This is a genomic window from Variovorax brevis (assembly GCF_030317105.1).
In the GTDB taxonomy this organism is placed as follows: Bacteria; Pseudomonadota; Gammaproteobacteria; order Burkholderiales; family Burkholderiaceae_C; genus Variovorax; species Variovorax brevis.
In genome coordinates this window covers 975,438-996,336 of record NZ_JASZYG010000001.1, presented here as the reverse complement: position 1 = coordinate 996,336, position 20,899 = coordinate 975,438, and the positions used below count along the sequence as shown (strand labels likewise).

The 20,899-nt window shown below is 67.2% G+C and carries 20 protein-coding genes; 6 read left to right on the top strand and 14 right to left on the bottom strand.

What is annotated here, in order from left to right:
• Positions 1 to 51 precede the first annotated feature (51 nt).
• The 4 genes from QTI66_RS04285 to QTI66_RS04270 form a co-directional block, all read right to left on the bottom strand.
• Positions 52 to 2,352: a CocE/NonD family hydrolase gene (locus QTI66_RS04285; protein ID WP_286557688.1), complete on the bottom strand. Its 2,301-nt coding sequence runs from the start codon at positions 2,350 to 2,352 to the stop codon at positions 52 to 54.
• Positions 2,349 to 4,112, bottom strand: a complete 1,764-nt coding sequence (locus tag QTI66_RS04280) for an ABC transporter ATP-binding protein/permease (protein WP_286557687.1) — start codon at positions 4,110 to 4,112, stop codon at positions 2,349 to 2,351. Before QTI66_RS04280 ends, QTI66_RS04285 begins: the two co-directional genes overlap by 4 nt.
• Positions 4,109 to 5,431, bottom strand: a complete 1,323-nt coding sequence (locus QTI66_RS04275; RefSeq protein ID WP_286557686.1) for a glycoside hydrolase family 15 protein — start codon at positions 5,429 to 5,431, stop codon at positions 4,109 to 4,111. Before QTI66_RS04275 ends, QTI66_RS04280 begins: the two co-directional genes overlap by 4 nt.
• Positions 5,432 to 5,502: 71 nt before the next feature.
• On the bottom strand, positions 5,503 to 6,804 hold the full coding sequence (locus QTI66_RS04270) for a glucoamylase family protein (RefSeq protein WP_286557685.1): 1,302 nt from the start codon (positions 6,802 to 6,804) through the stop codon (positions 5,503 to 5,505).
• 128 nt (positions 6,805 to 6,932) lie between these two features.
• Here QTI66_RS04270 and QTI66_RS04265 point away from each other — a divergent pair, with 128 nt between their 5' ends.
• Positions 6,933 to 9,077 (top strand): glycoside hydrolase family 3 N-terminal domain-containing protein, encoded by a 2,145-nt coding sequence (locus QTI66_RS04265; protein WP_286557684.1) that lies wholly within the window; start codon positions 6,933 to 6,935, stop codon positions 9,075 to 9,077.
• 15 nt (positions 9,078 to 9,092) lie between these two features.
• Here the strand turns inward: QTI66_RS04265 and QTI66_RS04260 are convergent, their stop codons facing one another.
• Complete coding sequence (locus tag QTI66_RS04260; protein ID WP_286557683.1) at positions 9,093 to 9,530, bottom strand: hypothetical protein; 438 nt, start codon at positions 9,528 to 9,530, stop codon at positions 9,093 to 9,095.
• A gap of 284 nt (positions 9,531 to 9,814) precedes the next feature.
• On the opposite strand from QTI66_RS04260, the gene QTI66_RS04255 reads away from it, so the two are divergent.
• Positions 9,815 to 10,915, top strand: a complete 1,101-nt coding sequence (locus QTI66_RS04255; RefSeq protein ID WP_286557682.1) for a transglutaminase-like domain-containing protein — start codon at positions 9,815 to 9,817, stop codon at positions 10,913 to 10,915.
• 29 nt (positions 10,916 to 10,944) lie between these two features.
• On the top strand, positions 10,945 to 11,475 hold the full coding sequence (locus QTI66_RS04250; protein ID WP_286557681.1) for a peroxiredoxin family protein: 531 nt from the start codon (positions 10,945 to 10,947) through the stop codon (positions 11,473 to 11,475).
• Between the two features lie 63 nt (positions 11,476 to 11,538).
• On the opposite strand, the gene selD is transcribed toward QTI66_RS04250, so the two are convergent.
• The 8 genes from selD to QTI66_RS04210 all read right to left on the bottom strand — a co-directional run bounded on the left by selD (position 11,539) and on the right by QTI66_RS04210 (position 17,067).
• Positions 11,539 to 12,609: a selenide, water dikinase SelD gene (gene selD / locus QTI66_RS04245; protein WP_286557680.1), complete on the bottom strand. Its 1,071-nt coding sequence runs from the start codon at positions 12,607 to 12,609 to the stop codon at positions 11,539 to 11,541.
• A complete protein-coding gene (locus QTI66_RS04240) occupies positions 12,606 to 13,565 on the bottom strand; it encodes a dihydrodipicolinate synthase family protein (RefSeq protein ID WP_286557679.1) in 960 nt (319 codons plus the stop codon). Before QTI66_RS04240 ends, selD begins: the two co-directional genes overlap by 4 nt.
• Positions 13,549 to 14,043, bottom strand: a complete 495-nt coding sequence (locus tag QTI66_RS04235; RefSeq protein WP_286557678.1) for a cupin domain-containing protein — start codon at positions 14,041 to 14,043, stop codon at positions 13,549 to 13,551. The genes QTI66_RS04240 and QTI66_RS04235 overlap by 17 nt, the downstream gene beginning before the upstream one ends.
• 120 nt (positions 14,044 to 14,163) lie before the next feature.
• Entirely contained in the window at positions 14,164 to 14,658 is a 495-nt protein-coding gene (locus tag QTI66_RS04230) for a methyltransferase family protein (RefSeq protein WP_286557677.1), read from the bottom strand.
• 33 nt (positions 14,659 to 14,691) lie between these two features.
• Positions 14,692 to 15,117, bottom strand: a complete 426-nt coding sequence (locus tag QTI66_RS04225) for a hypothetical protein (protein WP_286557676.1) — start codon at positions 15,115 to 15,117, stop codon at positions 14,692 to 14,694.
• Positions 15,118 to 15,250: 133 nt separating this feature from the next.
• Entirely contained in the window at positions 15,251 to 15,883 is a 633-nt protein-coding gene (locus tag QTI66_RS04220) for an NAD(P)-dependent oxidoreductase (RefSeq protein WP_286557675.1), read from the bottom strand.
• A 51-nt stretch (positions 15,884 to 15,934) separates the two neighbouring features.
• Positions 15,935 to 16,291 (bottom strand): hypothetical protein, encoded by a 357-nt coding sequence (locus QTI66_RS04215; RefSeq protein WP_286557674.1) that lies wholly within the window; start codon positions 16,289 to 16,291, stop codon positions 15,935 to 15,937.
• Positions 16,292 to 16,389: 98 nt separating this feature from the next.
• Positions 16,390 to 17,067, bottom strand: a complete 678-nt coding sequence (locus QTI66_RS04210) for a type 1 glutamine amidotransferase domain-containing protein (RefSeq protein WP_286557672.1) — start codon at positions 17,065 to 17,067, stop codon at positions 16,390 to 16,392.
• Between the two features lie 128 nt (positions 17,068 to 17,195).
• Here QTI66_RS04210 and QTI66_RS04205 point away from each other — a divergent pair, with 128 nt between their 5' ends.
• Positions 17,196 to 18,101, top strand: a complete 906-nt coding sequence (locus QTI66_RS04205) for a LysR family transcriptional regulator (RefSeq protein WP_286557671.1) — start codon at positions 17,196 to 17,198, stop codon at positions 18,099 to 18,101.
• 90 nt (positions 18,102 to 18,191) lie between these two features.
• On the opposite strand, the gene QTI66_RS04200 is transcribed toward QTI66_RS04205, so the two are convergent.
• Entirely contained in the window at positions 18,192 to 19,097 is a 906-nt protein-coding gene (locus QTI66_RS04200) for a LysR substrate-binding domain-containing protein (protein ID WP_286557670.1), read from the bottom strand.
• Positions 19,098 to 19,172: 75 nt separating this feature from the next.
• Here QTI66_RS04200 and QTI66_RS04195 point away from each other — a divergent pair, with 75 nt between their 5' ends.
• Together QTI66_RS04195 and QTI66_RS04190 are read left to right on the top strand one after the other, a co-directional pair.
• The gene (locus QTI66_RS04195; protein ID WP_286557669.1) at positions 19,173 to 20,024 is read left to right on the top strand and encodes an HpcH/HpaI aldolase family protein; all 852 of its coding nucleotides are present in this window, start codon (positions 19,173 to 19,175) and stop codon (positions 20,022 to 20,024) included.
• Complete coding sequence (locus QTI66_RS04190) at positions 20,014 to 20,892, top strand: amidohydrolase family protein (RefSeq protein ID WP_286557668.1); 879 nt, start codon at positions 20,014 to 20,016, stop codon at positions 20,890 to 20,892. Before QTI66_RS04195 ends, QTI66_RS04190 begins: the two co-directional genes overlap by 11 nt.
• Positions 20,893 to 20,899: the final 7 nt, after the last annotated feature.

The window sequence follows — 20,899 nt, the reverse complement described above, 5'->3', positions numbered from 1 at the left end:
TTGTCCAAGCCATGTGACATCTCGGACGGATGCGCCAACGCGTCCACACCTTCAAGGCCTGTCAGTCTGTATCTCCACATGGCTGCCCGCATGCCAGCGCACGCGCACAGGTCGCCGCGGCGTGTCGGCGATGGTCTCCGAGTTCACGTCCTTGCCGCTGCCGTAGTTGATCTGCCGGTCGGGGCGCTTGTTGATGCCAACCACCAGCACGATGCGGCTGCCCGCGGCCAGCTTGCGGGCGGTCACGCGCTCGGTGGTGAACGCCAGCATCTGGCGCTCGCCGGCGCGAAGCAGCCGGCGGTACACGCGATTGCGGGCGTAGCTGGCGCGGAAGTCGTAGGGCTCGAACAGCAGTTGAAACTCGCCGCTCGCCGTCTGCTCGTACAGCGAGACATTGAGGTCCATGTCCTGCCGCGAGGGTGTGATGTCGAACTCGCCGCGCAGGCTGCCGTCGATCTCTGTGTCGCTGGGCAGCGGGTCGCTGACGAAGCGGATGCTGTTAAGCGTCGGCAGTTGCTTGCTGCGCAGTGCGTCCGGCCACGGAACACTCACGTCCCGGCGATCGGCAAGGTCGACCGCGAGTCGCGCGCTGCCACCGGCTTCTGACGGCGACGGCGAAGGCGGTGCCGACGGCAACAGGCGGTGCTCACCCTCGTGCTCGCGCGTGTCGAGGTACAGCCGCAGCCGCAGTCGTTGGCGATCCGGTGCGTCCAGCGTCGGCACATGGCGCCACTGGTCCGCTCCCATCACCTGGTAGTTGACGCGATCCTGCAGCAGCGCAGGCTTTGGCGCATCCTTGAAAACATGGTCTAACCATTGGTAGCGCAACTCGGGCAGATCGACGCGTGCGACGGGGTCCAATGTGTAGCCACGCAACTGCGCCGCCGTGCCGTTCCGGATCGAGTTCGCGTCCCAAGGGCCGAGCAGCAGCGTCGTGTCGGCCTGCGGTCGGTGGCGGCGATGCTGGTTGTGGAAATACAGCGCGCCGGCGCTGCCACCGAAGTAGCCGGCGATGCTGAGCACCGGGATGTCGATCTGCGCAAACTGCTGCGCCGACGGCAGGAACTTGCGCCAGTAGAGATCGTGGCTGGGGTGCGTCAGCCAGGTCCGGATCAGGTTGCTGCGCTTGCCCAGCAGGGCGCGGTCCACGTCCCAATAGGGGCGGTTGCCGCGATACCAGAGCGCGTCGAGTTCCTGCCACTTTGCATCGAGGCCGGCGTCCGGCCCGGCGTCGGAGTCGGCTCGCGCGCCCCCGCCGATCGCATGTTCCTGCGCCCAGCGCACCATGTCGTTGCGATAGATCTGTCCGGCCATCGGGAAGTCGACGCCCGGCGCCATCGGCGCGATCGTGGCGATGGCCTTGAGGGCGGGCGGCTTCCTGCGCGCAGCCGCCCAGGCGGCGTAGCCGGAGTAGCCGTCGCCCAGCATGGCCACACGGCCGTCGCTCCATGGTTGAAGGGCGATCCAGTTGATGACTGCCGTGGCGTCTTCGCCGTCGCGCACAAAGGGCCATGCGTCGCCCTTGCCGTCGGGCGTGCGTCCCCGTACGTACGCCGTCACGCCGGCGTAACCCTTGACGGCGCTGCGCCGCGCATCGTCCTCGGCGGGATCCAGCGTGAAGCGCAGCAGCGTTGGCAGCTTGACCTTGCCGTCGCCGGGCCGGACCACGCTGGCATGGATGACGACACCCGGACGCACGGGAATCCAGACGTCGGCCTCCGCCACATAGCGCCTGCGGTTTTCCGCCGCGACCAATTCGGGCAGCAGCACCGCGAAGCTGCGCCGCGACTCGTACTCGAGCCAGGTGCGCACGAGCGCAATGGCGTCGGCCTGCGGGAGACTGCCTTTCGCACGCCAGCGATCGAAGGCTTGCCGCACCGGCTCCCTGAACACCGCCAGCGGGGTTTCGAGCCGCGCGATGACGGCCGCGGCTTGCGGGTTGTCCAGCGGCGGCACCACTTCCTGGAACGAGCGCACGTAGGCCTTGGCGAAGGGGATGCGCTCGCCCGCTTCGATGGCGCGCGCATGCGCATAGATGCCGTCGATGATCGCGCGCTGGACCTGTTCGTCGAAGGGCCTGCCCTGCTGGCGGGTGCGCAGGGACTTGTTGCTGTCGTCGGCCGCACGCCAGGCGCCGCTCACGATCTGCAGGGCGGTCACGTTCGAAAGGAAGACATCGGTGTCGGCCGACTGGTACACCGGCACGATGCGCTGTGCAAGGTCTCGCATCAGCTCCACCGCAGCCACATCGTCAGGGTCGCGCGGTGGCCGGAAGCCGAAGTTCTGCGCCCACACCCAGCCCGGCAGGGCAAGCGCCAGCAGCACGAGGGAGCGACGCGCAAAAAGGGTCATGGCTTCAGCTCCTCGGGCACGGCGTCCGGCGCCTTCACCAGATGCGCCACGTGCGTGAACAGCCGGTCGTGCGCACCTGCGGCCGAGCCGATGTGGATGATGCCCGTGTGCGCCAGCTTTTCGTTCAGCACGTCGATGATGAGGTCGAGCGTGTCGTCATCGAAGGCGCCGAAAGCTTCCTCCATGACCAGCCAGGGCGGCGCCTGCAGCACCACGCGGGCAAAACCCAGCCGCAACTGTTCGTCCATGTTGAGCTCGCGCTCCCAGCGGCCCGTCTTGTTCAGCAAGGGTTCCAGCCGTTGCAGGCCCACGCTCGCCAGCGCGGCCAGCATGGCTTCCCGCGGATAGGTCGAGTGCTCCATGCCGTACGACAGCGCTTCGGCCAGCGTGCCGCGCGGCAGGTAGGGCGTGCCGCGCGGCATGTAGTGGATGGTCTCGCCGCGGGGCCGGCGCACGGTGCCGGAGCCCCAGGGCCACAGGCCTGCGAGCGCCCGGAACAGCAAGGTCTTCTCGGTGCCCGGCGCGCCGAGGATGAGCAGGCACTGGCCGGGGTGCACGGCCAGACTCCCGGCGTCCAGCCGGTCGTGTCCGGTCCAGGCGCGCACCTCGAGCGCTTCGATCTCGAGGGTCCCGGTTTCGCTTTCCTCATAGGCGATGCGGTTGCCGCCCGGCTGTTGCTCGAGGTCGGACGCCAGCACCTGGCGCAGGCCGGCGACGCGCAGCAGCGTGGCGCGCCAGTCGGCAATCTGGCTGAAGTTGTCGACGAACCAGCGCAGCGACGACTGCGCCTGCGTGAAGGCTGCGGCGGCCATCATCAGTCCGCCGAACGACACCTTGCCCGAGAAGTAGAGCGGTGCGGCCACCAGCGTCGGCGCAATGACGGTGATCCAGCCGAAGCCCGCCGTGACCCAGGTCAGGTTGGTCAGCCCCAGCACCACGCGCGACGTGGCCTGCAGGACATCGACCAGATGCATGGCGACACGGCGCTTTTCGTCGGACTCGCCGCTGGCCAGCGAGATGCCGTCCAGATGCTCGTTGATGCGGGTCAGCGAGAAGCGCAGTTCGCCTTCGCGCGCATAGCGCTCGGCGTTGCGCGAGACCAGGCCGTTGCCGACCCAGTAGGTCATCAGCGAGCCCAGGATCGCATAGAGAATGGCCGCCCACAGCATGAAGCCCGGCAGGGCATGGTCCTTGCCGTTGATGAAGATGCTGAAGTCGCGGGAGAGCACCCACAGCACGCTCGCGAAGCTGCCGAACAGCATCGCCGCCTGCAGCAGGCCCACGCCGAGGCCGACCGACAGGTCGCACAGCTTGAGCGTGTCGTCGTGCATGCGCTGGTCAGGGTGCGCACCCATCGGGCCGCTGCCCTGCAGCCAGAACGCGCGGCGCGGCTGCAGCCACAGCCCCACGAGGTCGGTGACCAGGGCCTCGCGCAGCTTCAGCTGCAAGGTTTCTACCAGCCACCGCTGCGCGACGTTCAGGACCAGCAGCGCGCCCGCGATCATTGCGAAGATGCCAAGCTGCTCGATGAAGTCGCCCACGTCACGGCGCGAGATCGCGTCGTAGAAGGGCTTGTTCCAGCTGTTGAGCTCGATCTGGCCATAGGCCGTGATCGCGATGATGACGACGATGCCGCCCACCAGCGCGGCCAGCGTCTTGCCGACCGCGGACACGCGCATGGCGCCGAGCAACTCGCGGACCTGGCGCACGACGCCGGTTTTCGCTGCGGCCTCTGCGGGGTTGGGCGACGGTGCTGTCATGGTGTCCGCGGTGCCTCGCGAGCTGCGACTGCGAGGCGGCGCGCCCGGGCACAGGAGATGAAGGCGGCGTAGCTCCAGGCCAGGTGCCTGGCCGAGGTCTGCGCGCCGCTGCGTTGGTCGAACTGCTCGGACAGGTCACCGCTGGCGGGCGTGTACGCGCGCACGGTGGCGAGGTAGGCGTCGCCGCGATCGAACCATTGGCGTGCATCGTCGGCCGTCGTTGCAGCGCGGAAGCAGAACTCTGCGGCTCCCAGTGTCGAGAAGTAGTACGCGCCGCCGGAGAAGTACACGTCGCCGGCGTAGCGGCCCATCGCCGGGCCGCGGTTTGCGGTGCGGCCGTGGTTGATGGGGTAGGCCGCGTCGAACAGGGCTTCGAGTCGCGCCAGCGTGGATTGCATGCGCGGATCGGCGGGGCTGTGCTGGGCCTCGGTGCCCGCGCCATGGATGGCCGACAGGATCACCGAGATATCCAGCGCTTTCGTTGTGGGCTGGTTGTCTGTCAGCACGCGTGAACGGTAGTAGCCGTGCGTTGCGTCGCGGTCGACTGCCTGCTCGCCTGACTGTTCATTCACCCAATAGTTGTCAATCAGCCCCAGCACGGCCTGCGACGCCTCAAGGCAGCGCTGCGCCTGCTCCGTCTCGCCCAGACCCCGCAGCCATGCCGCACCTTCGGCGAGCGCCGCCGCCGACACTCGCAGCGTGTAGTAGTGATGGCCGCTTTCCTCCTCCCAGATGTCGTACGACGGTTCGCGCCAGTGATGCAGCGTGAAGTCGAGGTCGAAGCGAATCAGCGCGCTGACCTCCGCCAGAAGCGCAGCGTCGAGGTGCTTGCCTCCTGCCCAGCGCAGCAGCGCCAGCGCGCGCAGCGGCGGCCCGTCGTGCTGGGGGCGGGACCATCGGGAGACGTCGAGCGTGCCGTCGGGGTTCACGCGCGTCTCGGCAGCGACGGCATCGCCGTGCGCGCGCGCGAGGTCATCGTCCTTGCGCAGGTACTGCAGGAAGTCGGGCGCCACGCGGGCCCGGCGTTCCGGATTCGCGGCAGCCATGCGGCCGTCGAGTTGGTTCAAGGCCAGGCTGAAGCGGGTGAAGTCGCGCAGATGCTGCAGCGCTTCGTCGCCGACACGTCCATCGACGTAGAGCAGGCGCAGTGCATCGATGACGACGGCGGAGTCGCGGAACCAGTGGAAGAAATAGTCCGGGTCCGGTTTCCAGTCGCCCAGCACGGGCGAGGCGACGATGGCGCCGGCAATCGGCCGCACGGTCTGGCCAAATCCCGGGCGATGCTTGACGATCGACACCGGCGAGATGCTGGCGAGCATGGCGCTTGCCGAATGGCGAAGTTGACTCTCGAGCCAGGACTCGAATGCCGGGTCTTGCAGGTTCGTCAGGGTCACAGTGTCGAAGACGCGAGATGCGGGCTGCTGAAGTCCAGGCGGCGCAATCCGGCCTGCACTTCGGGCACGCTCATGAACAGCTTCCACAGAAGGCCCGTGCGATGGTTTTCCATCATCACGACGATCGGGCCCTGGTCGATGGCCAGGAAGGTCTCTGCGAACCAGTCGCGCTCTTCGCAGAACGCATCGATGAACCCGAACTCCTGCCACGCCCGGGCGCCATGCACGCTGAGGAAATGCCGCAGCACCTGCATCACTTCGGCGGGCGCATAGGGCAGGCTGGCCAGCGCGGCGGTCGGCGTGATGGTGCCGTTGTCCACGTCCGGGGCGTGGGCCAGGTAGCCGTAGCCTTCGGAGTCATCGCTCGCGGTCAGTCCCCAGCACGATTCGCCGTAGCCCTTGAAGCCGTGCGGATTGGCAACGCAATGCGCGCGGTTGATCTGCACGTGGCGGCGGTTCAGGTCCCAATAGTCGGCGTAGCGGTCTTTCAGGCCACGCGGGTCGAGGCCGCAGAACGAGTAATGCGTGAAGAACAGCGGGCCGCCGTACGCCATGCCCAGCGGCAGCTGGATGCCGTAGTACGACTCGCCGTTGAGGAAGCCGCGCCCGGCTGCGAAGCCGTGGTGGTAGACCTGCGGCTCGACCGCATGGCGCGGCGCGGCCGCGGCCAGCAGGTAGGTGACGAGGCACTCGTTCCAGCCGCGCACTTCATGGTTCATGGCCCAGCCGTGCTTCGGGCTCCAGTGCCAGAACAGGACGTCGCGTCCGTCGCGGGTGAACCAGTCCCATTCGACGTGGTGCCACAGCGTGTTGATGTCGCCGCGCAGCTGTTGCGCCACGGCCGTGTCCTCGCTGAAGTACTGGCGCGCGCACAGCAGGCCCATCATGAGGAACGAGGTCTCGACCAGATCGGCCGCGTCGTCCTTGGGCGTCATCGGGATCGTCTCGCCGCTCGTGCCGTGGATGAAGTGCGGGAAGGCGCCGTGGTAGCGCGTGGCGCGGAGCAGGGCGTCGAGCATGCGCCGAAGGCGTTCCAGGCCTTCGTCCCGCGTGATCCAGCCGCGCTCCACCGCGACGATCATGGCCATGATGCCGAAGCCCGAGCCGCCGATCGCGACCTTGACGTCGGCCCTGTCCTTCGTGATGAGGCCGGCGATCGAGCGGCGGTCGAGCGCCAGGCCGCTGGCGGCATCGGCACCGTCCCAGAAATAGCGGAAGGTCTGGCGCTGCACGGCTTCGATCAAGGCTTCGTCGGGCAGGGCGGCCAGTGCCTTCGGGTTTCGGTCATCCTTCAGCACTCAGGGCTCCTGTCGTCGTCTGGGGGTGTCACGTTTGGTTTCATCGATTCCTTTCGGCGCCTTGCGGCCGCCGGCCGCCGCAAGCATGCCATCATTAAGGCCCCTTGGGTTCCACTCGAAGTCTTCCGATGAGTCGTATCGACAACCTCTTGGCCCAGATGACGCTCGCCGAAAAGCTGGGCCAGCTCACGATGACGGCCTCCGGCTACACGGTCACCGGCCCGGTGATTGCCGGGGATTCCACGCAGTCGATCATCGACGGCACCATTGGCAACCTGCTGAACATGGTCGGCGCCGGCCCCGTGCATGAAATGCAGCGGCTGGCGGTCGAGAAGTCGCGGCTTGGCATTCCGCTGCTGATCGGTCTGGACATCATCCACGGGCATCGCACGCTCTTTCCGATCCCGCTGGCAGAGGCGGGCATCTTCGATGAAAGCCTGTGGGAGCGCACAGCCCGCGAGGCTGCTCGCGAAGGCGCGGCCGAAGGTCTTGCGCTGACCTTTGCGCCGATGCTCGATGTGTCGCGCGATCCCCGCTGGGGCCGCACCGCGGAGGGGCCTGGTGAAGATCCCTGGCTCAACGCGCGCATCGCGCAGGCCAAGGTGCGCGGTTTCCAGGGGGCCGACCTGTCGTCGGCCGAAGCGCTGGCCGCCTGTGCAAAACATTTCGTTGCCTACGGCGCCGTGAACGCGGGGCGGGAGTATGCGGAGGTGGACATCTCCGAACGAACCCTGCGCGAAGTGCATCTGCCGGGCTTCGAGGCGGCACTGCGCGCTGGCGTCGCGACACTGATGCCGGCCTTCACCGATCTCAACGGCGTGCCCATGACGGCGCACATCCCCTTGCTGCGCGACTGGCTGCGCGGCGAGATGGGCTTCGACGGCGTCATCATCAGCGACTACAACGCCATCGCGGAGTTGATCAAGCATGGTGTCGCCGCCGATCTCGTCGATGCCGCGGTGCTGGCGCTGAAGGCCGGCGTCGATGTCGACATGATGTCCGACGCCTATCGCAAGGGCCTGCCCACCGCGCTCGAGCAGGGCCGGGTGACGATGAAAGAAATAGATGCTTGCGTGATGCGCGTGATGCGGCTCAAGGAGCAACTCGGGCTGTTCGACGATCCGTACCGACGTGGCGCGACACCAGAACCTGAGGCCGTCATTGCCGAGCGGCACGCGCTGTCGCGCGACGTCGCGCGCAAATCCATCGTCCTGCTGAAGAACGAGAGCGACAGCTTGCCCTTGCCTGCGGTGGCAAAGACGCTGTGCGTCATCGGCCCGCTGGCCGACGCCAACACCCAGATGAAAGGCCCTTGGTGGGGTGCCGGCGAACATGAGCCGGCTGTCAGCGTGCTCGACGGCCTGCGCGCCGCGCTGCCGCAGGCCGAGATACGCCATGCGTCTGGCGTGGCCATCGAGGGTGACGCTGACGGTGGCATCGAAGGCGCTGTCGCGCTGTGCGAGGGTGCTGACGCCGTCGTGCTGTGCCTGGGCGAGCGCGCCACGATGAGCGGCGAGGCCGCGAGCCGGGCCACGCCCGCGCTTCCCGGCCAACAGCAGGCGTTGGCCGAAGCGGTGACGGCGCGTGCACACGCGCTCGGCATTCCCGTCGTCGCAGTCTTGTTTTCAGGCCGCCCTCTGGTCGTACCCTGGCTCGCCGAACACGCCGATGCGTTGCTGGCCGCGTGGTTCCTCGGCGTCGAAGCTGGCCACGCCATTGCAGATGTGGTCACGGGCCGGGTGTCGCCGAGCGGTCGCACACCGATGAGTTGGCCGCGCGCCGTCGGGCAGGTGCCGGTGTTCTTCGGCCAGCGTCCCACCGGCCGGCCGATGAACCCCGCCGACTACTACACGAGCAAGTACCAGGACGTCGCCAACACGCCGCTGTATGCCTTCGGCCACGGCTTGACCTACGGCCGCTTCAGCTACGACGCGCTGGAGGTCGAGCCGCGGCGCGTGCGCGAGCAGGACACGCTTTCCATCAGCGTCAGCCTGCGCAACGATGGCGAACGCGAGGCGGAAGAGACGGTCTTCCTGTTCGTTCACGACAAGGTGAGCAGCGTCACCCGGCCACTGCTGGAGCTCAAGGGCTATGCGAAGCTGCGCTTGATGCCGGGCGAAGGCGGCTCGGTGACGCTGACGCTGCCGGCGGCCGAGCTGCGCCACCTTGGTCCGGACCTGCAGCCCGTGTTCGAAGCGGGCGAGGTCGAGATCCTTGTGGGACCGAGTGCCGACCCCGCAGGCCTGCTGCGCCAGGCCATCGAGTTGTGTTGAGCCGGGCCTTCGGCTCTAACCGTCCTTCTTCAATGTCGCCTTCGATTCGAATCCCCTGGCATTGGTGTAGGTGCCGCTGATGGTCCCGTTGGGATTGAGCACGTAGACGACGTTGGCCTGGCCTATCTTCGCGGAAAGTTTTCCGTCGGCAACCGTGCCGTTGATGCGACGCCAGCCGGCCTTGGCGTTGGCGTATTCCCCCTGTGAATCGCCCCATGCATAGACGGCGCTGAAGGCATTGGCCGCAATGTTCTCGACGATCAGCACATGGTTGAGCCGATCGCCGGCGCCGATCCAGGTTCCTGTCCACTTGCCCGCGTAGCCGGCCACGGGCGCCGGCAGGTCGGCCGCTGGCGCGACCATGTTGATGTCGCCAGGCAAGGTCGGCTCCGGGCCGGCCATGGCCATGGTTGCCGTCAGCACGAGGGAACTCATCAAGAACAAGCTGCGCATGCCGATCTCCTCCAGGTGAAAACCTTCAGCCTACCTTTTGCGAAAGAACTGCCATCAACCATTTGCGGGTTGACAAGACGCGACCGATTGGAGCAGGCCATTCGGCCAGTCGAAGACAGGGATCGGCGCGGCCCGGCCTCCCTGAATCGACGTGCGCCATCTACCACCTTGCGGCAGCGCTGGATAGCAGGACCATGCCGGATTCCCCTCTCGCACAAGCGCGGCACGCTGTGAATAATGCGTTTCGCGGTCCAACCCATTCCCATCCACCGAGGAGCATCGCCATGCAACGCCGCCACTTCCTGAGCCTTTCCGCCATCGCATTGCCCTCGCTGGCCGGTGCGCGCGCCGTGCCCGATAGCCAGGGCGCCGAAGCATGGCGAAGCTACGACATCACCACCACCGTGGACCTGAGCGAGCGCACCGGTCTGGGCCGGGTGTGGGTGCCGCTGCCGGCCAGGCAACTCAGCGATGCTTCAGGCGCATACCAGCGCCTCGACGACACCCGCTTTGACGCGCCCGGCGCAAAGCAGGCCAAGGTCATCACCGGCACCGGCGGCGCCACCATGCTCCTGGTGGAGTGGACCGACCCCAGCGCAGCGCAGAAGCTCACGCTCACCAACCGCGTGGCCTTGCGCGACCGCAGCAGCGACTTGAGCGCCGCACCGCAGGCTGTCCGCGTCAGCGGCGAGCAGTTGCGCCCTTGGCTCCGCGCCAGCGAGTACAAGCCGCTGAACGGCATCGTCGCCGACACCTCGCGCAAGATCGTGCGCGACGCTGGCGCGAGCACCGACATGGAAAAGGCCAGGGCCATCTACGACTGGATCGTCGCCAACTGCCACCGCGAAGGCAGCGTGCGGGGCTGCGGCACGGGCGACGTCACCGCAGTGCTGACCAGCGGCAACCTGGGTGGCAAGTGTGCCGATCTCAACGGCCTTTTCGTCGCGCTCGCGCGTGCCAGTGGCGTGCCCGCGCGCGACGTCTATGGTGTGCGTGTCGATGATTCGTCCCGTGGCTACAAGAGCATGGGCAAGAGCGGCGACATCTCCAGGGCGCAACATTGCCGCGCCGAGTTCTATGCGCAGGGCTACGGCTGGGTGCCGGTGGACCCGGCCGATGTGCGCAAGGTCATGCTGGAAGAAGAGAAGGGCGGCTTGCCCATCACCGACGCCCGTGTGCGCGCGGCCAACGCCTTGCTTTTCGGCGCGTGGGAAATGAACTGGCTGGGCTACAACAACGCCGAAGATGTCCGCCTGCCCGGCAGCCAGCAAGGCACGCCGCTCGCCTTCCTCATGTACCCCAACGGCGAAACCGCCAAGGGTCGCCTGGACAGCCTGGACCCCGCCACCTTCCGCTACGCCATCCAGTCAAAGCGCGCGGCCTGAACGACGAAGCTCGCATCTGAAGCGACGCGATGCTTCCGCCCACATTGCGTCGCCGTGGCCTGCTGCTGGGCGGCGCGGCAATGGCTGTCGGAGCATCCAGCAAGGCTGACACGCCCAACATGCTGGTGCCGTGGCGGCCTGCCCAGCCGCCGAGGCTCGACGCCATCGACTTCCAGACGGAGCAGCGCCGCTCGCTCGCTGACTTCGCGGGGCGCGCGCTCGTCGTCAATTTCTGGGCGAGCTGGTGTGCGCCTTGCCGTGTCGAGATGCCGTCGCTCAACGCCGTGCTGGAAGAGCTTGCGCCTCGCGGCCTGCGATTGCTGGCCATCAACCACGGCGAGATGCCCGAGCGCGTGCGGCAATTCCTCGGCGAAGTGCCTATTCGCGGAACCGTGCTGCTGGACCGCAGCCAGAGCCAGCTGCGCGCATGGGGCGCGCGTGGACTGCCGGCCAGCTTCGTGCTCGATGCAAAGGGTCGGCCGCGGTACATGGCGATGGGCGAGATCGACTGGCGCGCTGCGCACGTCACCAAGGTCCTCGAGGTCGTCGTCGCCGGATAGGGCGTTGCATCCTTGGGTGGAACGGCGCCGTCTCGCTGACAACGGCAGCGCGGCGCCGACGCGTCAGCCGATCTTCAGCCGTGCTTCGCCTTCGGCCCAACTGACGACCTCGCCGATGTCCGCAGCAAAGTGGAAGCCATGGCGCGCAAATATTGCCAGCACGGCTTCCACCGCAGCCGGCTCGCAGGACACCAGAAGCCCGCCACTGGTTTGCGGGTCGGTCAGCAGGGCGCGTTCCGTGGCCGAAAAGGCAACAGGCAGCGACACGTCCTTGCCGTAGCCGTCCCAGTTGCGGCCCGAGGCACCGGTGACCATGCCACGCCCGGCGAGGTCGCGAACGCCTTCGAGCAGGGGCACGCGCGCCCAGTCGATGACCACGCCGGCGTTCGCGCCGCGCGCCAGTTCGAGCGCATGGCCGGCAAGGCCGAAGCCGGTGACATCGGTCAGCGCATGCACGCCGTCCAGTTGCGCCAGTTCGGGGCCGGGCGTGTTGAGCTGGGTGGTGGTCGCGATCATCTGCTGGTAGAGCGCGTCGGGCAGCGCCTCTTTCTTGAGTGCCGCCGACATCACGCCCACGCCCAGTGGCTTGCCCAGCACCAGCCGGTCGCCGGCCCGGGCGTCGGCGTTGCGCTTGACGCGGGAAGGGTGCACCACGCCGAGCGCCACCAGCCCGTAGATGGCCTCCACGGAGTCGATGGTGTGGCCACCCGCCACCGGAATGCCCGCCTGCCGGCACACCGATTCGCCACCTTCAAGGATGCGGCCGATCACCCCGGTCGACAGCACGTTGATCGGCATGCCGACGAGCGCCAGCGCCATGATGGGCTTGCCGCCCATGGCATACACATCGCTGATGGCGTTGGTGGCGGCAATGCGCCCAAACTCGAACGGGTCGTCGACGATGGGCATGAAGAAGTCGGTCGTCGCGACAAGTGCGATGTCGTCGGTCAGCTTGTAGACGGCCGCGTCGTCCGAGGTCTCGATGCCCACCAGCAACTCGGGCGGCATCGGCATGCGATTGCTGTTGCGCAGGATCTCGCTGAGCACGCCCGGTGCAATCTTGCAGCCGCAGCCTCCGCCATGCGACAGCGAGGTGAGGCGAGGGGAGGGCGCGTCGACAGGGCCGGTTGTCATTCAGTATCTCCATTTGTCTTGTGTGGCAGCGGCGCCGCACCGTCACCGAGCGGGCCCAGCGCGGCGGCGTAGCGCGCAACCATTGCTTCACCGATGGCGCTCGGTCGCATGGCAGGTGCGCGGTCATGAATCCCGATGCCCGCACGCGCGCCGAAAAGGCGCTTGCCGTAGCACAGCAGGTTCTCGATGCCCTGCATCACGAACACGATCGCCGGCAGCATCGCCTCGTAGGCGCGCTCGGCACCCGCTTCGTCGCCGCTGCGGAAGGCTTCATAGGCGCGCACGGCGTGGTCGATGCAATCGGGCGCGAGGATCATGCCGCGGCAGCCGGCTCGCAGGTTGTCCACCAGCTCCAGCCCACCGCGCCCGTTGAACACGGGCACACGGCGCTCGGTGCGCTCGATGAGCGCGGCGATGTCCACCACCGGGCCTTCGCCCTTGATGAGGCGGATGTTGGGATGCTGCGTGACCAGGTCGCGGATCTCGTCGGCCGTGAGGCCCCGGCCGAAGAAGGCCGGGGCGTTCTGGATGGCCACGGGCAGGTCGGTCGCCGCGGCCACGCGGCCGAAGAAGCGGATGTACTCCTGCGCACCGAAGGCGCCGGCGGCGGGCGGCTGCAGGATCACCCAGTCGGCGCCGACACCCTCCGCATGGCGCACTTGCGAAACCTGCTCGGCGACCGAGCTGCCGAAGATGGTGAGGGCCAATGGCACGCGGCCCGCCGTGTCCTCGGCGATCCAGTCCATCACCGTGCGGCGCTCGGCCTCGCTCAGCTTGGAGACTTCGGTTGCCAGCCCCAATGCGGCCATGCCATGCACGCCACTGGCGAGGCAGCACTGCACCTGGCGGCGCATCGCGGCGCGGTCCAGCTTCTCATTCGCGTCGAACAGGGCATAGAGGATGGCGCGGATGCCGTGGAAGGCGTCGGGAGTGAAGGTGCTACTTCGCGTAGTCATAGAGCGGTTTGCCCTTGTCGACGATGTGAACCGTGAGAAGCTTCAGCGGCTTGTCGCCGACCACCTTGAAGCCGCCATGCTTGACGTCTCGAAGGTTCATCGATGTCAGCCCCGTCGGAAGCATGGATGGCTCCTGGCCGGGGGCCTGTATCTGGGAGCCTTGCAGGACGTGAAAGGCTTCGACGCCATGGTGGACGTGAAGATTGCTGCTTTCGCCCGGCTTGATCTCGACAATGGAAGCGATCACTTCCATGTCCGGTGCACCCGTCAGGTCCGTACGCTTTTGCTCGACACGTTGCGGCGAATCGGTCAGCGTTTGCGCCGTCAGGCCAGTCGCCAGACCGAGCGTGAAAATCGCCAACCCCAACACAACGACTCTTGCGTTCTTCATGGTGGCCTCCATCCGCGCGACATGCGCGGCGCGACTATCGACGGAGTCCGGTCGAGCGTCAAGGCGGGCAGCACGCAGCAGGTGCAAAGCTGTCTGGTCAGCGGTCAGGAAAGGCCGAAGCGCCTGCGCTCAAGCTCGTTCGCTCGAAGTAGCCAGGCAGTGCGGCTGCGATGCTCGACGACGACGCGCACGCAGCGTTCTTGCCACCTACTCGCGCCATGGGGTGATGCGCGGCAACCATCGCCTCACGTTCGCCCGGTAGCGCTTGTACTCGTCGCCGAACTGCTCGTCCAGCGCAGGCTCTTCGTAGGCGACAACGAACAAGAAGAATCCGGCCCACACGATCGCGCCGTACGCCAGCACCGTGACGCTGCCGAACAGGAGGCCCTGGCCGGCGATCAACGCCGTGACTGCGACGTATATCGGATTGCGGACGTAGCGAAAGAACCCGGTGACGACGAGGCGCTTGGGAGGCATCACGGGCGCCGGTGTGCCGAGGCCCTGCAACGCGAAGCGAGCGAACGAATCGAGCAAGATGGGCAACCCGGCGACGATCAGGGCGGCGCCGGGCACGCGCGCGATCGGGAATAGCTCGGGCGCGAAGTCCCAGTGCGTGAGGTACCAGGGGACGTACACCGCGAGCGTGCCCGGTGCGATGACCAGGAAGATCGCGGAACCGATGATCGCGGCGGCGCGCTGCACGACAGGAGATTCGTATCGGCGCGCGGTGTCCGGTCAGCCCGACCCGGCTCCAGGCGACAGCGTGCGCTCCGACTGCTCCGCAGTCACGACGCTCACGGGCACGCCGAATCGCTCGATGCGATGGGCGAGGTCGAGGCGCAACCACCGGGAGATCCGCTCTGGCAGCGTCGAGACGATGACCTCGTCGTACTTCTCGCGCTCCAGCGTCTGGTGCACGGCCTCGAACGGGTCGGTGGCCCCGACGATCCCTTCCACATGCGAGCCCGCGGCCGCGTCGAGCAGCGGAATTGCTAGCTCCAGCGTGATGGCTGCCTCCTCGGTGTCGGGGTCCCAATAGGGCCGCGGAACCAGGAGCGTGAACTTGCACGGCTCGCGTGCGGCCCGCTCGGCCACGGCGGCGAGCAGCTTCGGCGAGGCCGCAGTCCGGTGCGCCACGATGAGGATGCGCCGTTCACTCATGATGTCAGCCTTGCACTGTTGAACTGCTCCACGGATTGAGCCCCCGAGACGGTCAGCAACATGCTATTCCTGTCTTTCGCCTGGTGCAACCGAGGGAGCCGGGGTGCCGGACGGCTGCCGTGGAACCGGTTTTTCAGGCCTGGTACATGACGACAGGCCTTCGCCTCAGCCACGTGGCGTCAGCAAGCTGGTCAAGCATGAAGGCCGCCACATCGGCGCGAGCCACCTTTCCCATGCCGCGAATGGAGCCGTCGTCAGCGGCGCGCCAAGCCCCGCGCGCCGCACCGTCCGTGAGCAGGCCCACGCGCACCACGGTCCATTCAAGATCCGTCGCGGACAGTTCCAGTTCCATGGCCTCCTTGTCGGCGACCTCGCTGCGCAGGACCAGGCCGAAAAGCAGCGTCCTGGCCAGCCAACCCACATGAGCGCGCGTATTTCCCGCCCCGAACGTCGAGATGGCAACGATCCGGCGCACACCGACCCTCGCCATCGATTGCGTGATGACACGAATCGCGCTTGAGCACACCTGCTCATGGCGCCGCCACGGGCGTCCACCCAGTGCACACAGCACTGCGTCATGGCCGGCAACCGCGCGCTCAACGGCAGTCGGGTCCCGGGTATCGCCAGCCACGAGCGCGAGTCCCGGGCGGGCTTCGATCGCGCCCGTGTTGCGAGCGAATGCCGTCACGTCGTGCCCGGCGGCCAGCGCCTGCTCCACAAGTTGCCGACCCGTGCCACCGGTGGGCCCGAAAACGATGATTTTCATGGCTGCACCACCCTTTTCGAATCCTGAGACTCTGATCAAGTCCTCCGCGCGTCAGTTGCAGTGGATGAAATTCCCGTTGGTCTGGCACAGCCGTCCTTCCGGGCTGACATACCGTGAACCGTCGCCTGTGCTGTTGTATCGGTTGCCCTGGCTGTCCCAGCAGCCTCCGGCATTGCAATTGCCCAGCGGCGTCGGCAGTGGGGCCGTGCGCGGCGCTGCGGGTTGCCGCGCCTCCTCTGGCTCTTGTGCGCCCTGCCGCCTGGCAGCGGCGCCGCCGTCGGCGGGCGGACCAATCTGGATGGGCTGAACCTTGATCGGCGAGCCAACGCCCGTCCCCGCAATGGGGACCTGGGCGGTGGCGCCGGTGACGGCAAGCGCCACGGCAAGGAAGACGAATCGTCGACGCATTGCGGGGATACCTCTCGAACGCCGGGAAGCGTGCTTCGATCGCCTCGCCGCACCGACGAGGCCTCGATCGTCCTTTGACGCCCGGGCGTGCCAGAGGTTCATTGCGTTCTTTGCAAGGATTCGACAATCGCCTCACCGACCAGGGTGCCCGACGCGGGATTCTGGCCGGTGATCAACCGCCCATCGACCATGAGCTTGGGCGCCCACGGATCCGCCGATTCGTAGAGCGCACCTTCCTCGCGCAGTGCGCTTTCGAGGTCGAAGGGCACGTCGCTGCGTGCGTAGCCGTCTTCTTCCGCCGTGGAGAAGCCGGCGACCTTGCGGCCGCGCACCAGCGGCGTGCCGTCGTCCAGGGTGACGCCGAGCAGCGCCGAGGGACCGTGGCACACGGCGGCGACGATCTTGCCGCCGGTCCAGGCGCGTCGAACGGCCTCCTGCACTTCCGGGTTGCGGGTGATGTCGACCATCGGGCCCAGGCCGCCGGGGAAGAACACCGCGTCGTAGTCGAGCACATCGACATCGGACAACTTGCGGCTGTGCGCCAGGCGGCGGTACGAAGCGCTCTCCAGGAAGTCGACCTGCGCGGGATCGTTGCCGTCGAACCCGTCCTCCGGCGGCTTGCCGCCTTGCGGCGAGGCGTACTCGACCGCGATGCCGGCCTTGTCGAGCACCTCGAAGGGATGGGCAATCTCCGGAAAGAAGAATCCGGTGGCGCGATGCTTCGGGCCGATCACCGCTGCATTTGTCACAACGAACAGGACATGCTTGACGCTCATGATTCACTCCTTGGGTGGGTTCAGATAACCCGGTTGCCCCGGGCAGAACGAAGATTAAGGAGACAGCCGATATCCCGGTAGACCCGCCGATGTTGACGAATTGGCTCGTTGAATTTGACAATGAACAAATGAGTCGCCATGCCTCACCCATCCTGGACGAACTGCGTGCGATGGCGGTCTTTGCCAGCGTCGTGCGCAGTGGCAGCTTCGCCGCCGCCGCGCGTGCGCTGGGCCTGACGCGTGCCGTCGTGAGCCACCACGTCCGCGCGCTGGAGGCCAGGCTCGGCGTGCCGCTGGCGCAGCGCAGCACGCGCAGCTTCAGCCTGACGCCGGCGGGCGAAGCATTCCGCGTGCATTGCGAGCGCCTGCTCGACGAGGCACACGACGGCATCCGCGGCATGGAACTGCTACGCGCCGAGCCACGCGGGGAGGTGCGCATCACGTGTTCGCACCATTTCGGCAACAAGCGCATCCTGCCTGCGTTGCTTGCGTTCCGCCGGCGCTATCCGGCCATCCGCCTCCATGTCGCCATGAACGATGCCAACGTCGACCTGGTGCAGCAGGGGATGGAGCTGGCCGTGCGCGCGGGGCCGCTGGCGGATTCGGACCTGATCGCGCGTCGCCTGGTGAGCGAACCCACCATGCTGTGCGCTTCACCGGCCTACCTGCGCCGCTACCGCGCGCCTGCGACGGTCGCGGAGCTGGAGCAGCAACGCTGGGTGGTCTACCCGCCGACGCAGCGGTCGTTCGCAGGGAGCCTTGGCGCGCAGGCCATCGAGATCCCGGTGCACGGCGACATCGTCACCGACAGCGCGGCGTCACGGCTGGCCTTCGTGCTGGCCGGCGAAGGCATCGCGCGCCTTCCTGCCTACGATGCTGCTGCGCTGCTCGCGTCGGGCGACCTGGTGCGCGTGCTGCCGGAGGTGGAGACGGCGCCGCTCGAGATCTTCCTGGTGCACGGCAGGCGCATCGGGCCGAGCGCGCGGCTGCTGCGGGATTTTCTTCTTGCTGGGACGAATGAGAGCCAGGGGTGACGGCTGCGTGCGGTGCGGTGCGCGCAGCAGGGTCGAGCGCTGCAGGATCAGGGAGGCATCCGGCGGAGGCGCGGAGCCGGCTGGCCGTGCTCAGCCGCGCCGTCCCTTTCCTGGCGTGGCACGCCGAAGGCCGTCGAGCAGCAGGTTCACGTAGGGGTTGTCATCGCCGGCGCGCCAGGCCAGATGCAGTGTCGACACGGCCGTCTTGTCCAGAAGCTTGCGGTAGACAACGCCTTTGAGGCCGATGCATTCCGTATCGCTGGGCACCACCGCAATGCCGACGCCGGCGGCGACCAGGCCGATGATGGTCGATGCGTCGCGCGCTTCCTCCACCATGTTCGGCCGGAACCCGGCCTTGGCGCACAGCTCCTGAACCTTCCAGTAGAGCCCGATGCCCGCGTGGCGCGGATAGAGAATCAATGGCTGGTCCCGCAGGTCGCCGATGCGGATCGAGCCTTTGGCCAGCGGATGCGCTTCGGGCACGGCCGCAAGCAGTGGCGCCTGGTACCACTCCTCGATCACGATGCCGGTGGGTACCACCACGTCGGGGCGCCTCAGGATCGCCACGTCGAGCGCACGTGCATGCACGGCGTCGAGCTGGTCGAGTGAAGTCATCTCCTGCAATGAAAGGGTGGCGCGCGGATGCTCGCTGCGAAAGCGCCGGATGGCCGAGGGCAGGGCGACCGAGAGCATCGACGATGCGGTGTAGCCCAGCGCCAGCTTGCCGATTTCGCCGGTGGCCGCGCTGCGTGCTTCGCCCCGGGCCGATTCGACTTCGGCGAGGATGCCGCGCGCACGATCGAGAAAGTGCCGCCCCGCCTGCGTGAGGAAGACACGTCGCTTGTCCCGCTCGAAAAGCTGCACTTCCAGTTCCTGCTCCAGCGCGCGGATCTGTGTGCTCAAAGGCGGCTGCGCAATGTGCAGCCGTTCGGCGGCGCGTGTGAAGTTCAGTTCTTCGGCGACGGCAACGAAGTAGCGCAGGTGGCGAAGTTCCATGATACGTTTTAAGTATGGAAATCGAGTTGAAATCAGTATTTCCAAATATAAGCCGTGCTGCCTACGATCGCCTGCATGGAGACAAACAACCCCGACGACGCGTGGCTCGAAGCCCGCGCCACCAACACCGTCATGGCACGCCTGGCGCGCCGGCAGCCTGTCGCCGCGCTTGGCGTTCGCGGTGCCCGCACCGCAGAGATCGCGCGCCTGGCCAAGGCCACTGGCCACCACGCGATCTGGGTCGACCTCGAGCACAGCACCATGCCCATCGACGTGGCCGGGGCCATCTGCGCCGCGGCGCTGGACGTCGGCATCGTGCCTTTCGTACGGGTGCCGGAGCGCGAATACGGCGTAATCGGGCGTCTGCTCGATGCGGGTGCCAGCGGCATCATCGTGCCGCGCATCGAAACCCCGGAGCAGGCTGCAGACGTGGTGGCCGCCTGCCGCTTTCCGCCGCTCGGGCATCGCTCGGCAATTGGCACGCTGCCTTGTGTCGACTATCGCAAGCTGCCGCCGAAGCAACTCTACGAGACGGCAAACCGGTCGACGGTCGTCAAGCTGCTGATCGAGAGTCCGCGCGGTATCGAGAACATCGAGGCCATCGCGCGCGTCGAAGGCGTTGACCTGCTGGCGATCGGCAGCAACGACCTCAGTGCCGAACTCGGCGTGGCGGGCGGTCCGGTGCATCCGAAGATGCGCGAAGCGCACGAACACGCGCTGGCAGCGTGCCAGCGCGCCGGCAAGGCGTTGATGATCGGCGGCGTCGCTGATGCGGCCTATGTCGCCGACTTCATCCGGCGCGGCGCCGCACCCTTTCTCATGACCGGCATCGACACCGATCTTCTGCTGGCGGCCATGCATGATCGCGTCGCGCAAGCGCTGGCATCCGTGAACCCTGAGGCTTTTCAAAGACACCATGAGCACTGACATCCTGCTTTCCAAACCCATGCGCGACGCAGCCACGCTGACGCGCCCGCAGTTCGAAGTGCCTGCCGGTGCCTGCGATTCGCACATTCACATCTTTGGCCCCGCAGATCGCTATCCGCGCGTGCCGCATCCGCACTACACCTTGCCCGACGGCAATCTGGCGCAACTCGATCGCGCGCTGGGCGCCCTCGGCGTCGATCGCTTCGTGATCGTGCAGCCCAGCTTCTACGGAACGGACAACAGTTGCATGCTCGATGCGCTCGACCTCGCCGGTTCGAGGGCCCGCGGTGTGGCGATGGTCGATGACGACACGAGCGTCGACGAACTGAAGGCGATGCATGCCCGAGGCGTGCGCGCGCTGCGGCTCGACCTGTTCCTGCGCTCGGCGCTGCCCACCGCGCAGTTGCGCACGTTCATCAGGCAGAGCATTGAACGCACGCGCGCGCTGGGCTGGCACGTCCAGTTCTACACACCGGGCTGGGTGGTGCGCGACCTGATCCCCGCGCTGCCCGACCTTGAAAGCGACTTCGTCATCGACCACATGGGCTACATGCTGGAGAGTGATGGCCTCACACGCACCGACTTCGACCGCCTGCTGCGCGCGGTGCACGACGGCAAGGGATGGTTCAAGCTCTCGGGTCCGTACCGGCTGGCAAAGGATGGCAACTACGCCAAGCTCAAGCCGCTGGCGCAAGCGATCGTCGACACGGTGCCCGACCGCGTGATCTGGGGGAGCGACTGGCCGCACATTCCCGAAGGCGGGCGCGACACCGGCGAGTTGCTGAACCTCATCGGCGACTGGATACCGGACGCGGGCGCGCGCAAGAAGGTGCTGGTCGACAACCCGGCGCGCCTGTTCGGCTTTTGAGTCTGGC